We start from the raw sequence: 12,721 nt of genomic DNA on the forward strand, positions 1-12,721 counted from the left end.
GAAATGCTGAAAAGGTAATTAACTAATTCAAAATTTGAATAATCAGTTATCTCTTCCATGCTTAATACGTAACCTTAGCTAAGGAGAAATTATGTTAGATCAAAAAACAATAGATATAATTAAGAGTACAATTCCAGTTTTAAAAGTTCATGGAGTAGATATAACAACTACATTTTATAAGAATATGTTTGAAAAAAACCCAGAAGTAGCACCTTTATTTGATATGGATAGACAATCATCAGGAGAACAGCCAAAAGCTTTAGCTATGTCTATATTAGCTTCTGCTCAAAACATAGACAACTTACCTGCAATAATGCCAGTGGTAAATAAAATAGCTGAGAGACACTGTAACTCTAATGTTAAACCAGAGCATTATCCTATAGTTGGCAAACACTTACTAGATGCTATAAAAGAAGTCTTAGGTGATGCTGCAACAGATGAAATTATAGATGCTTGGGGAAAGACTTATGGAGTTCTTGCTGAAATATTTATAGATGTAGAGAAGAAAATATATTCTTCAAAATAAATAAAAAGATGAAATTCACTTCTCTGAATTTCATCTTTTTTCTTTATTTTTATTTTATTGATATATTACTATCTTGCATATTTAACAATTATATCTCTTAGGATTTCTGCTACTTCTTTACCTGCCTTATCATTATAATACTTTGCAAATCTTTCATCTGCTACATACATTTCTGCTAATCCAGCATGAGCTTCTTTAGAGTAGCTAGGCCATGAGAAACAAAGCCACTTTTTATGATTTTCATATACTTTCTTAGCTTCTTCTGAATCTAAATCACCACTATCAGATACCTTTAATAGATTCTCGAAGACTTCAGATTCCAACCTTTGCATTTCATTAAAATCTTCTTCACTTAAATTCATGAACTTTTTATTAGATGCTTCTACTGTCTCTTTACCATATTTATCTCTAATTTCTTTTCCATACTTTTCTTCGTTTTCTTTTAACTTTTCCTTTTTAAAACCTTCAAACTTTTCTTTATTAGACATACTTATTTCCCCTTTCTTATATTCAATAGTTTTTTCTACAGTTAAAATCAATTGATCAAGTTGATTTCTCCTAGAAATGAGGCTTTCTCGATGTTCAATTAATGATTGGCAAATGTTAAAGTTAGGGTTAGCAATTATATTTTGAATGTCCTCAAGTTTAATATCCATTGATCTATAAAGTAAAATTTGTTGCAGTATATCTATTTCTTTTTCTCCATAGATTCTATATCCTGAAGAATTAACTCTACAAGGCTTTAATAAACCAATTTCGTCATAATACCTAAGAGTTCTAGTGCTTACACCTGCCATCTCAGCTAGCTTTTTAATTGTATATTCCATCTTCATTCCTCCTTACAACTTAATAATAATCCTTTACGTTGCGTTAATGTCAATAAGTTTTTTATTTTTTTCAAAATAAATTACAAACTTTCAACTAATGAAATTATTAATTTCAATTAAGATGTTATACTAATCTTACAAATAATATTATAGAGGAGATATTTTATGAAAAAATTAGATTTGCATATGCATTCATATTTCAGTGATGATGGAGAGTTTAGTCCTGAAGTAATAATTGATAAAGCTATTGAAAATGGTTTAAATCTTATTTCAATTACAGATCATAACTCTGTAAAAGCCAATTATGTTGCTTTAGAATATATTAATGGAAAAAATATTTCATATATACCTGGAATTGAAATTGACTGCCAGTACAATGGACTAAATCTACATCTTTTAGGATATAATTTTGATTTTACTAAAAGCTGCTTTGCTGATTTAGAAGAAAATATAATCAAGGAAGAGCAAAAAGCAGGAATAAAGAGAATAGAAAAAATTAAAGAGGCTACTAACTTATATTTAGATGCTGAAGATGTATTAAATAAAGCTACAAATGGAATAATACCTGGTGAGTTAATTGCAGAAGTATTGCTAGAAGATGAAAGAAATAAAGATTCAGAAATACTAAACCCATATAGGGCTGGTGGAAAAAAAAGCGATATGCCTTATGTTAATTTTTATTGGGATTACTTTTCTCAAGGAAAACCAGCTTATGTTCATATAGAATATATTAGTTTATCAGAAGCTATTAAAATGATAAAAGATAATGGTGGAATAGCAATTATAGCTCATCCTGGAAACAATTTAAAAAACAATTTAAACATCATTAATGATTTAATTGCAGAAGGAATTGATGGTATTGAAGTATTTAGTTCATATCATTCAAAGGAAACTATAGACTTTTTCTATAATAAAGCTATAAAGAATAAGTTGTTAATTACATGTGGAACAGATTTTCATGGTAAAAATAAACCTAACATTGAATTAGGTGAATTTGAATATGAAATAGGAAATTATTTATGTAAGAACCCTGATTTAATATTTGGTAACTAGAATTTATATATTCTACCTTAGGATAAGTTGTTTTCTTTAAAAAGATTCCTTGTAAGGGTATTTTAATAGTGCTATAATTATAATCCATTTAATGTTATATACATTTAAAGTAAATATTATTTTTATTATTAAGGAAAGTGTCAGGTGAAATTTATGATTGATGCAAAACTATTAGTCGAAAAAGCTTATGAAGCTCAAAAGTTTTCTTATACTCCTTACTCTAACTTTAATGTTGGTGCAGCACTACTTGGTACAAATGGTAAGATATATCTAGGCTGTAATATAGAGAATGCAGCTTTTACTCCAACTAATTGCGCTGAAAGAACTGCTTTTTTTAAGGCTGTATCTGAAGGTCAAAAGGATTTCCTTGCAATTGCAATAGTAGGAAATAAAGCAGATGCTGAAGAAACTGATTATTGTGCTCCTTGCGGAGTTTGCAGACAAGTAATTGCTGAGTTCTGCAATCCTAAAACCTTTAAAATTTATCTTGCAAAAAATAAGGATGAATTTAAAGAATATACCCTAGAAGAACTTTTACCTTTAGGATTTACAGGCAAGGATTTAGATTAATAAAGTTTTTATAGATATATAAGCAAAGGCAGTGTACCCAATACCCTGCCTTTTAAAATACCCTATATTCTTATCTTATCAATTACTTTAGTAACATCCTCAGAAATACTTTTCATTTCTCTTAAATGTTCATAACATAATTTAATATTCCCCTCTTTAAAAGCTTTAACTCCTTCTCCAACTTTAATTACGAGATATTTTTTGCTTTTTATAATTCTATATACTTTTATTAATTAAAGTTACTAGCAAAGTAACTTACTAAATCAACGATCCAATTTTTTATATTAGGATATTCTTCTTTAATTACTCTTTTAATTTCTTCCTTAGATGATTCTAATGATAAAGCCCTTAATCCATCTACTCTATTCCCTATAGCTATATTAGCTTTGGCATAATCACCTATTGCTATATCTGAGGCTATTGCTCCACCTCCTACAGCATACTTCCCAATAGCTAATGCTCCAGCTGAGAAAACACCTATAGATATAGCTCCTATTGAAAAAGCTCCGATTGCAATAGCCCCTACTCCAAGTAGCAATCCTATGGCTATTGCAGCAATACTAACTAAACCTATTGATAATACCCCAAAACTAAAAATACCAAAAGATAAAAGTCCCACAGATACTACTCCACAAGATATATTCCCTATGGCAATTATCCCCTTTGCCTTCTTAATTCCTCTTCCAAGATTTATATGAACTAGAGGCAATCCAAATAACGTTCTTTTACTCTTATATTCATACTCAATTCTATTTGAACCCAAATTAATTACTATTTGAGTATTCTTACTATCATCACTTGTATTTTTTCTATCACTATCGTCAATTTTATTGTTATTAAATGAGCCTTGTAAAATATCATATTCATCACTATCTTTAACTAAACTATCAATGGTAACATTATAAATTTCTGATAGTAAAATAAGCTTATTTAAATCAGGTGTTGATTGTCCAGATTCCCACTTAGAAATTGCCTGTCTAGATATACCTAATCTCTCTGCCAACTCTTCTTGAGATAAACCATTTTTCTTTCTTAACAATTGTAATTTTGCTGATAAATTCATTTGCCCCACCTCCTATAGAAATTATATAAAAGTGGGGCAATTTTATCTACCAACTAGCCATTTCTTTTTGTCAACTATTAGTTGCAACTAGCTAAAATACTATATTTTCTTTTAATTTATTTCTTTAAAGTAACAAGGGTTAATTTTTTATAATGATTTCTAATTCTATAGTATTATTGGTTAAGTACTCCTCTTCTTAAATATATTAAGTATTTCTAAAATGGAGAAAATGGACCTATTGGGTAGAATGGATATGGGTAAGGTATTGGGAATACCCTAAAAATCGAGTTAAAAGGAAAGCCCCTTCGTCTGAAACGTCTATGCCTTCTCATTTTCCTTGGTCTATTAAACTGTCTTTGAGTATTATATTGACCTTGATCATCGTCATCATCATATAATATATCCTCTCCAACCATCATCATTACACCATTAGAATCTACCTTGTCAATAACTCCATCAAACGAAGTACCATCTTTCATTACTAAAATAATATGGTAGTCCATTAAGTTTTTACATTCATCAAATAACTCCTGTAAGTTATTATTCTTATCATCTCTGTCATAGTTCAACTATATCACTTCCTTTCTAATAGTATGATATTCATTGCTAATAAAAGGGACACTATTGAATTAAATCTATTTTATTAATTAAAAAATAAAGAATCTTTAATAATAAAAGAGAAGGACCAAACTAGTCCTCCTTTATTTCATCTGCCATTTGCATATTTTATTTTGTATAACATCTATTACCTTAAACATAATCATTCCCAAAATACTTATTAAAATTATTCCAGCATACATCCCCTCATAATCAACCTCTATCCAAGAATTCATAATATAAAAACCTATTCCATACTTGGTTGCATACTTGTATTTAGATGCTTTTAGAGTCAGTTCATTAAATAATATTTTTATAAAATGAGAATAAGTCATATGATTGAATTTAAATTATTTAAAAATTATTAGTTAGTTTTGAATCTTCAATAATACAGGTATTGAAGATTTAAATTAATCCAAAGTGCTTCATTGCATGATAAAACCCATCGTTATCAACATCATCTGTTACATAGTCACACATATCTTTAACCTGCTTAGGAGCATTACCCATAGCTATGCTAGTAGTAGCGTACTCCAACATCTCGATATCATTATAGTCATCACCAATAGCATATATATCTTCCTTATTAACTTTATAATGTTTTAGAATAACTTCCATTCCACCCTTTTTTGAAACTCCTTTTTCACATATCTCTCCACCAGCAAATAATTTACTTAAAGAAAGTGGAACACATTTATATTTTTCACCTAGATCTCTTTCCAAATCATCATAGGAAATAGGGCATTCCCCTCCATCATATAATATATCTGCAGCATAATAATGTAACTTATTAATATCTATTTCCATGGCATCGTCAACTTCCTTAGTTCTACTTGATACCTTTTCTAGCATTGCTTTATACTTGCTATACTCCTCTATAGTTACAGTTTTTTTATCCGGTAATTGAAATAATCTTAGATATTTTTCTTTATATCCTTTTTTAATATAAATATAGTCATTAGCTTCTAAATTATATAAGACATTATGTTTATCAAAGTAATCTAATAACTCCTTTTGGCTTTCTTTAGACATTGGCCTTGAATACACTATTTCATCTCCTATTACAACTACTCCTCCACCAGAGCATATTGTATTTCCAAAGTTCATATCTTTAAGAACACCATCTATAGCAGGTATAGCTCTTCCCGTACTTAATACTAATATATGTCCATTCTTTTTTAGCCTCTTGAAAGCTTCCACAGTTAGTAGCGATATATTGTTTCCTTTAACTATTGTCCCATCTGCATCAAAAAATATAATTTTATTATTCATAATACTTTCCTCTCTCTATTTACCCTTATATATTTCTATATTAACTTTAACACTTGGAGTTGACTCTAAGTCAAGTAATCTTAAAAAATAAAGCTAACCATAAGCAAATATAATAATTGCTTAAAGCTAGCTCTATTAGTTATTAATTAATATCTATATTAAAATTCTGTTGTGCCAAACTTACCATTTCTAAGATCATCATAAGCTTCATACAGCTCTTCCCTTGTATTCATTACAAATGGTCCATATGATTCAATTGGTTCATTTATAGGTTCACCACTTAATACAACAAATAATGAATCTTCAGTTAGTGATTCAACTAGGATATCTCCTTCTTCATTATTAAATATAACAAAGTCTCTTTCCTTAGCTATTTTATCTCCATTTACCTTGACATCTCCTTTTAATACCATTATTCCAGTATTAAAGTTATTAGGCTCATTTAATGTTATTTTCCCTTTATTTTTTAAATTTACATTGTAAAGATTTATATTAGTAAATGTACTAGCTGGTCCCTTAACTCCTTGAACTTCTCCAGCAATAATACTTATTTCTCCTTGATTATCTTCTAGCTTAATAGCTCCCATATTTTCTTTTAATAAAGGTTGATACTTAGGTTCTGACATTTTTCTATTAGCTGGTAGGTTAACCCAAAGTTGAATCATATGAAGAGTTCCACCATTCTTGCTAAACTCTTCTTCGTGATATTCCTTATGCATAATTCCAGAAGCTGCTGTCATCCATTGAACATCTCCTGGTCCTATAATCCCATGGTTTCCCTTATTATCATGATGCTCAACTTTTCCATCATAAGCAATTGTTACAGTTTCAAAACCACGATGTGGGTGAGCTCCTACACCACGTCTAACTGGTGATGGTTCATAGTAATGTGGCGCATGATAATCTAAAAGGAAAAATGGTGATAATCTATCCATCCTACTTACCCCTGCTGGTAAGTACTGTGCTACCTTAAAGCCATCTCCAACCATATGTGGCATTGGTCCTCTAAATATATTTTCTATTGATCTATATTGTTTCATTATAAACATCCCTCTCTTAATTCATTAACAATTAAATTTATCACTAATTAGTGATATTTGTTTAAAAATATTATATAAGTTGTTTAGATAACTTATCACCTTAAATAGTTTAAATATAAACTACTTCTATAAAATGTAGAATCTTAATTACAACTTATATATTCTTAAACTTTTTTAGTATATTTTTTAAAGTAATTTTTTCTTCATCACTTAAAATATCAAAAATATTTTTAATATTATTAATGTGATTTGGTAATATACTTTCTATTATGTCCTTCCCTTTATCCGTTATTGATATTATGCAAGATCTCTTATCTTCAGGGTCTATATTTCTTTTTATAAGTCCATCCTTTTCTAAGTTCTTTATAACTACTGTTATATTTCCTGATGTAGTTAACATTTTTTCTATTAACTCACATATTCTCAGGTCACCTTTATTATATAGAGCTTCTAAAACTCCAAATTGAGATATAGTTAATCCACTTTCCTTAATTGTTTCGTATTCACGTTTATGAATTGCATTTTCTGCTCTTGTAAAAACAACTAAAGTAGATAAAGCTAATTTATTTTCTTCAAGTAAATCTTTTATATTATCCATAAATACAATTTATCACTAATTAGTGATATTGTCAATACAGTAATATTTCACAATGTAAAATTAATAATAATTATTGAAATTCAGCTCGTCTGAATTTCTTCCTTTAGTAGGCTTGCATCCCCAAGTTTAAATTATTCAAGGAGTTTTTAACATTAATGATATGTATTAAATTAGAGATTTTATTATAATGAGAAACTACAATTCTTATTTAAGATAGCTAAGATGGCGTTAAGAATTTTTATTGACTGAGCAAAGAGAGTTATAAAAATTTAGCCAGCTTAGATAGCTTAAATTTAGAATTGTATTCGAAATTATTTAAAAATCGGAAAGTTAATACATATCATTATGTTATATTCACATTTTAAAACTATATAGAATTTTTTCTTATTTTCTTTAATGCCTTTTTAGAACCACGGCTTATATCATGCTCTAATTTTCTTTCCTTATAGCTTGTAAATAGCTGATTTAAATCATAACCTTCTGGATATAATTCACTAGCTTTAACATCTAATTTTACTCTTTTATAATTAACTTCTATAAAATCATTTTTGTAAAGGACAACTAAATTATTTAAATCATCTATTTCTTTATATACTATGGCACTATCATTTTTATCTAAAAGAATAACTCTATCTCCAACACAATAGTTATATCTTGCTTCAACAACTTCTAGGTCTTCTTCTCTCTTCTTTATTACTTTGCTAGATCTAATTAAATCATAATTGTAATCCTTAGTTTCTATATACTTTCTTGTTCTTTCTATTATGGAATCTGAAATCCCCATCTTCTTTGAAATATATAAGGCATTACTGTCACCTGTTTTACCAATATGAAGTTTGTATAATGGTTCAAGTGTATCTTTTTTAAATTCCATAGCTGCATTCTCAAAATCAGGATGCCCCTCAGAGAAATTTTTAATTTCACCATAATGTGTAGTTGCTATTGTAATGCATCCCTTGTGATATAATTCTTCTAATATTGCTACAGCAAGTGCTGCCCCTTCATTAGGTTCTGTTCCACTTCCGATTTCATCAAATAACAATAAAGTAGATTTTGTACTTTGTTTAATAATTTCAGCTAAGTTCTTTACATGTGAAGAAAATGTACTTAAGGCATTTTCTATACTTTGATTATCTCCTATATCAACAAAAAGATTATTAAATACTGAAATTTCAGTTCCCTCTTTAGCTTCTATATGAAAGCCTGATTGTACAGCTAAGGTTATAATGCCTACTGTTTTTAATACTACAGTCTTACCTCCAGCATTCGGGCCAGTAATAATTAATGTTCTATAATCCTCTCCAATCTCAAAATCAAGAGGTACAGCATTCTTAAGCAGTGGATATTTACCTTTTACTATTTTGATATATCCATAATCATTTAACTTAGGCTTTATTCCTGATATCTCATTGCTGTACTTAGCTTTAGCCCAAATCATATCATATTCTGCTATTACTTCTATATTTATTTTTAAATCTCTTATCCTTTCATTAATCATTTCAGTAAGCATTCCAAGTATCTTATATTCTTCAATGCTTTCTTCTATTTTTAAATTAGCTAATTCAGAAGTATATCTTGATATTACTTCAGGCTCCATAAAAACTGTAGTCCCTTTAGATGAAGATTCTATAATTACTCCCTTAACATAATTTTTATAAGATGATTTTATTGGAATAGTATATCTTCCATTTCTCTTACTTATAAAGAACTCCTGGATATACTTTTTATTATCACTATTCTTTAAAAATTTATCTAATCTTTCTCTTATTTTACCTTCACATTCATCTATAAGTCTTCTTACTTTTTTAAGTTCTTTACTAGCATTTGAATCTACTATAGAACCTCTTATACACCTATTTATTTCTTCTTCTATATAGCTTAAATCTGTAATACTCTCTCCATAACTACTTAATGTAGGAGCATAACCTTCCTTATCTTTCATAAATGTTTTTATCTTATTACATCCTCTTAAGAAATCAGATATCATAGTTAAATCTTCAGGATCTAAGGATGAACCTTTTTCTATTTTTTCAATATGAGGCGCTATATTAAATATTCCGCTTAAAGGTATATGATATGAAGCTTCTAAAAGTCTTCTTCCTTCTGAAGTTTCATCTAATCTTTTATTTACAATCTTTATATTACTACTTGGCTCAAGCTTATCTATCAATGACTTTCCTAAACCACTTATACAATATCCTTTGACTATTTCTTTTAGCTCATAATAATTTAATTTTTCTAATGTTGTTTTATCCATTTTTATTTTCCTTTCTTGCATTAGATACATACAAGTCACGAAATCTAGATAGATTTCATATTTTAAACCCCTTAAAAATATAAAAAGCTGCGGATACTTCCACAGCTAAAAATTCAATCATAAAGAAAGGTATACTATACCCCTTGTAATTTCATTCGCGGACTTGTATCAATATAGTCTAATTAATTCCACAACAAATAAAGGTTATAAAACCTTCTCTTTTTGGAATCAATATTAAGTTAACTATTTGATACTAAACACTCACAAACTTCCCTCACTTCTTTTTGAAATCTATCTTCTCTAATATATTCTAAGAACTGCTATATTGTCAATTATTTTTATATACCAATTCTATCTTATTACTCAAGTATTAACTAAAACTCTACCAATAACCTTGCTGGCCATGCATCTATACCCTCTACTTTTATTGGCAAGCAATACACCTTAAAGTTAGACTCAGGTATCTTATCTAGGTTAGTAAGATTCTCTATAGAGTACTTACCTTCTCTTCCTAAAAACCTATCTATTTCTCCATGGAGTCTTCCTTTTCCTAAACCTAAAGCATCTATTCCTATCATATTAACCTTTTTACTAGATAAATATTCTATTACACTAAAAGAAATATCAAGATGATTATTATATTTTTCATCATCTTCTAAATACTTATCCCAGTTTGTTTGGAAGAAAACATAGACTCCTTCCTTAACTATAGATAAATCTAAGTCTTCTAATGTAACTTCTCTATCTGTTATATGAGATACATCAAACTTTATTCCTTCAGCTATTAGTCTATCTTCACTTATATAGGCATCTGCTGACATTACATCTATATGGGTTCCCATATTATGAACATCACAAGAAAAATTAGTAGTAATATATGAACTACCACTTTTACTTTCCCTAGTTACCTTTTCAACCTTTAAAGGTGCAGAACCATCTCTGTATTCCTTACCTATCTTAGTTACTTGAGTAATATCTACTATCATTTATTGCCCCCCCTTATTTATTATTACTTATTTTACCACTTATAAAGGAACAAATAAATTATAATTTAATACATCTTCATTATAATCATCACTTAAGGTCTTTGGTCCACAATAAATTAAAAACAATTCACAAATTACTGTTAATAAAACTCTAATAATACTTTTCATAAGTCCCCTCATCTTAGAAATAATTATACTTACCTTAGAAATATCATCATCAAAATTAATAAGAGCCATTACTGTATACTTTTATACAATAATAGCTCTTAAAATTATTTCTCTATATTTAATTAACAAATACAAGTTTTTCTCTTCTTACCTACTCTATTCATAGAAATTATCTTTTCTATATACTCCTCCGCTACTGGAACCTTACAGCCCTTTGTTGCTAACTCAACTTTAACCTTACCTATGTTCTTAGCAACCTCTAGAGCCCTTTCATTTAATTCCTTTATATATGAACCTACACTTATTACAAAAGAATTCATACTATATCTAACCATATTTTTATTACTATGAATATTTGCTTCAATGCTATTTAAAAGTTCTTTTATTTCTTCTATATCAATTAATTCATCTTCAGTAATTGATATATAATTTGATATTGTACTCCATCCACAGCACTGAGCAATCTCATTATCTTGTTGTATCCAATTTCTTGCAAGCTCTAATGCGAAATCACTTTCTGCTACTATATTAGAAACTATAGATGTAGCAATAGCTGTACAATATGCTTTATCTAACCAGCCTTCCAGTTCATCTTTACTCATACTTTTAGGATTTATTGATAACCCTGCTAGATACATAGCATCATAGTTACCTGTATTATATAATTCCTTTGCTAGCTCATCATTTTTCTTAACATACTTAACTAGCTTTTTAAGATCACCTATCTTAGTGCCAAAGAATGGCTCTTGTATTCCATGTTTAATTAATACATTCTTAATTGATTCAGAACCTAACGCTTTTAACTTTTCCATCATTACATCAAGATCTAAATCATTACTATCTACATTATTTTTAACTTCTTTACTGTTAATATTAACACCCCTCTTCTATTTTAAATATTATTTATTAGGTAAAAATATAGAAAAAGTAGAACCTTTAGTGCTAGATTTAACTTTAATATATCCGCCTTGATTTGATATTACATCTTATTTAATTTAAAGTCCAAAAATCCCTTTAATAATAAACCAAATAACTGGAATAAGTAATGAAGGAAGCATATTCAATGTTTTACAATCCTTAATATTTAGTATGGATAAACCTGAGCTTGCGATTAAAAATCCTCCTATAACTGATATTTCAGTCAGAAGTTCAGGGGTTAAAAATCCAGATAATAATCCTGCAGATACATATATGAATCCCTGCCATAAAAATAATACAACTGCTGAAATTGCAATTCCAATTCCATAGGTAGATGCTAAAACTATAGATGTTACAAAATCTAAAGTAGCATTTGTAAATAAATATGTATTATCTCCATTTAATGCACTCTCCATAGGTCCTAATATAGATAATGTGCCAATACAAAATAGTAAAATTGCTGTAGATAATCCTTGTCCTAAATTACTAGAAGTATACTTACTAGATAAATTATTAAATTTCCCTTCAAGATTAATAATTGTACCTACTAAGCTTCCAATTGCAAGACTTAAAATAAACAATACCGGATACTTACTATTTGGCATATTTGATACAATTGAATTAATTCCAAGACCAGTTGCAGCTAATCCCATAGCCGTAAAGAGAGCTCCTTTATATTTTTCATTAATTCCTTTTTTCACTACAAAACCTATAATGCTTCCTGCAAGTATAGCTCCTGTGTTAGTAATAGTTCCTATCATTATATATACGTTACCTTTCAATAAATTTTATTATTACTAATTTTATAGATTAGTAATATATATTCTATTTTTTATTATACTAATT

General features: G+C 28.4%; 15 protein-coding genes. 3 read left to right on the plus strand and 12 right to left on the minus strand.

Features of this window, described 5'->3' with window-relative positions; all coding sequences use genetic code 11:
• The first annotated feature begins 91 nt into the window (after window positions 1–91).
• Window positions 92–526, plus strand: coding sequence for a globin domain-containing protein (locus E6248_RS07255; protein ID WP_316340151.1), 435 nt, complete (start codon window positions 92–94; stop codon window positions 524–526).
• Between the two features lie 68 nt (window positions 527–594).
• On the opposite strand, the gene E6248_RS07260 is transcribed toward E6248_RS07255, so the two are convergent.
• Window positions 595–1,353 carry a MerR family transcriptional regulator gene (locus E6248_RS07260; RefSeq protein ID WP_316340152.1) on the minus strand — a complete coding sequence of 253 codons (759 nt, stop codon included), beginning with the start codon at window positions 1,351–1,353 and terminating at the stop codon, window positions 595–597.
• Between the two features lie 165 nt (window positions 1,354–1,518).
• On the opposite strand from E6248_RS07260, the gene E6248_RS07265 reads away from it, so the two are divergent.
• Window positions 1,519–2,406: a PHP domain-containing protein gene (locus E6248_RS07265; RefSeq protein WP_316340153.1), complete on the plus strand. Its 888-nt coding sequence runs from the start codon at window positions 1,519–1,521 to the stop codon at window positions 2,404–2,406.
• Window positions 2,407–2,559: 153 nt separating this feature from the next.
• Window positions 2,560–2,976 (plus strand): cytidine deaminase, encoded by a 417-nt coding sequence (gene cdd, locus E6248_RS07270; RefSeq protein WP_316340154.1) that lies wholly within the window; start codon window positions 2,560–2,562, stop codon window positions 2,974–2,976.
• Between the two features lie 229 nt (window positions 2,977–3,205).
• On the opposite strand, the gene E6248_RS07275 is transcribed toward cdd, so the two are convergent.
• From E6248_RS07275 to E6248_RS07325, 11 genes are all read right to left on the minus strand, one after another.
• A complete protein-coding gene (locus E6248_RS07275) occupies window positions 3,206–4,039 on the minus strand; it encodes a helix-turn-helix transcriptional regulator (protein ID WP_316340155.1) in 834 nt (277 codons plus the stop codon).
• 215 nt (window positions 4,040–4,254) lie between these two features.
• A complete protein-coding gene (locus tag E6248_RS07280; RefSeq protein ID WP_316340156.1) occupies window positions 4,255–4,608 on the minus strand; it encodes a hypothetical protein in 354 nt (117 codons plus the stop codon).
• A gap of 132 nt (window positions 4,609–4,740) precedes the next feature.
• Entirely contained in the window at window positions 4,741–4,872 is a 132-nt protein-coding gene (locus E6248_RS07285) for a hypothetical protein (RefSeq protein WP_316340157.1), read from the minus strand.
• Between the two features lie 169 nt (window positions 4,873–5,041).
• Window positions 5,042–5,908, minus strand: a complete 867-nt coding sequence (locus E6248_RS07290) for an HAD family hydrolase (RefSeq protein ID WP_316340158.1) — start codon at window positions 5,906–5,908, stop codon at window positions 5,042–5,044.
• A gap of 158 nt (window positions 5,909–6,066) precedes the next feature.
• On the minus strand, window positions 6,067–6,948 hold the full coding sequence (locus E6248_RS07295) for a pirin family protein (protein WP_316340159.1): 882 nt from the start codon (window positions 6,946–6,948) through the stop codon (window positions 6,067–6,069).
• Between the two features lie 154 nt (window positions 6,949–7,102).
• Window positions 7,103–7,546 carry a MarR family transcriptional regulator gene (locus E6248_RS07300; protein ID WP_316340160.1) on the minus strand — a complete coding sequence of 148 codons (444 nt, stop codon included), beginning with the start codon at window positions 7,544–7,546 and terminating at the stop codon, window positions 7,103–7,105.
• 367 nt (window positions 7,547–7,913) lie between these two features.
• Window positions 7,914–9,803: an endonuclease MutS2 gene (locus E6248_RS07305; RefSeq protein ID WP_316340161.1), complete on the minus strand. Its 1,890-nt coding sequence runs from the start codon at window positions 9,801–9,803 to the stop codon at window positions 7,914–7,916.
• A gap of 374 nt (window positions 9,804–10,177) precedes the next feature.
• The gene (locus E6248_RS07310; RefSeq protein ID WP_316340162.1) at window positions 10,178–10,789 is read right to left on the minus strand and encodes a cyclase family protein; all 612 of its coding nucleotides are present in this window, start codon (window positions 10,787–10,789) and stop codon (window positions 10,178–10,180) included.
• 39 nt (window positions 10,790–10,828) lie between these two features.
• Complete coding sequence (locus E6248_RS07315; RefSeq protein ID WP_316340163.1) at window positions 10,829–10,957, minus strand: hypothetical protein; 129 nt, start codon at window positions 10,955–10,957, stop codon at window positions 10,829–10,831.
• Window positions 10,958–11,079: 122 nt separating this feature from the next.
• A complete protein-coding gene (locus tag E6248_RS07320) occupies window positions 11,080–11,769 on the minus strand; it encodes a DNA alkylation repair protein (protein WP_316340164.1) in 690 nt (229 codons plus the stop codon).
• A 183-nt stretch (window positions 11,770–11,952) separates the two neighbouring features.
• Window positions 11,953–12,636, minus strand: a complete 684-nt coding sequence (locus E6248_RS07325) for a DUF554 domain-containing protein (RefSeq protein ID WP_316340165.1) — start codon at window positions 12,634–12,636, stop codon at window positions 11,953–11,955.
• Window positions 12,637–12,721: the final 85 nt, after the last annotated feature.

The organism is Clostridium sp. (assembly GCF_032552055.1).
GTDB lineage: Bacteria > Bacillota > Clostridia > Clostridiales > Clostridiaceae > Clostridium.

Excerpts from the sequence above, each read along its gene's own strand:
- E6248_RS07295 (WP_316340159.1), bottom strand. The coding sequence starts at position 6,948 with ATGAAACAATATAGATCAATAGAAAATATATTTAGAGGACCAATGCCA.
- E6248_RS07310 (WP_316340162.1), bottom strand. The coding sequence starts at position 10,789 with ATGATAGTAGATATTACTCAAGTAACTAAGATAGGTAAGGAATACAGA.
- E6248_RS07315 (WP_316340163.1), bottom strand. The coding sequence starts at position 10,957 with ATGAAAAGTATTATTAGAGTTTTATTAACAGTAATTTGTGAATTGTTT.
- E6248_RS07285 (WP_316340157.1), bottom strand. The coding sequence starts at position 4,872 with ATGAATTCTTGGATAGAGGTTGATTATGAGGGGATGTATGCTGGAATA.
- E6248_RS07300 (WP_316340160.1), bottom strand. The coding sequence starts at position 7,546 with ATGGATAATATAAAAGATTTACTTGAAGAAAATAAATTAGCTTTATCT.
- E6248_RS07305 (WP_316340161.1), bottom strand. The coding sequence starts at position 9,803 with ATGGATAAAACAACATTAGAAAAATTAAATTATTATGAGCTAAAAGAA.
- E6248_RS07260 (WP_316340152.1), bottom strand. The coding sequence starts at position 1,353 with ATGGAATATACAATTAAAAAGCTAGCTGAGATGGCAGGTGTAAGCACT.
- E6248_RS07325 (WP_316340165.1), bottom strand. The coding sequence starts at position 12,636 with ATGATAGGAACTATTACTAACACAGGAGCTATACTTGCAGGAAGCATT.
- cdd (WP_316340154.1), top strand. The coding sequence starts at position 2,560 with ATGATTGATGCAAAACTATTAGTCGAAAAAGCTTATGAAGCTCAAAAG.
- E6248_RS07320 (WP_316340164.1), bottom strand. The coding sequence starts at position 11,769 with ATGGAAAAGTTAAAAGCGTTAGGTTCTGAATCAATTAAGAATGTATTA.
- E6248_RS07265 (WP_316340153.1), top strand. The coding sequence starts at position 1,519 with ATGAAAAAATTAGATTTGCATATGCATTCATATTTCAGTGATGATGGA.
- E6248_RS07275 (WP_316340155.1), bottom strand. The coding sequence starts at position 4,039 with ATGAATTTATCAGCAAAATTACAATTGTTAAGAAAGAAAAATGGTTTA.
- E6248_RS07290 (WP_316340158.1), bottom strand. The coding sequence starts at position 5,908 with ATGAATAATAAAATTATATTTTTTGATGCAGATGGGACAATAGTTAAA.
- E6248_RS07255 (WP_316340151.1), top strand. The coding sequence starts at position 92 with ATGTTAGATCAAAAAACAATAGATATAATTAAGAGTACAATTCCAGTT.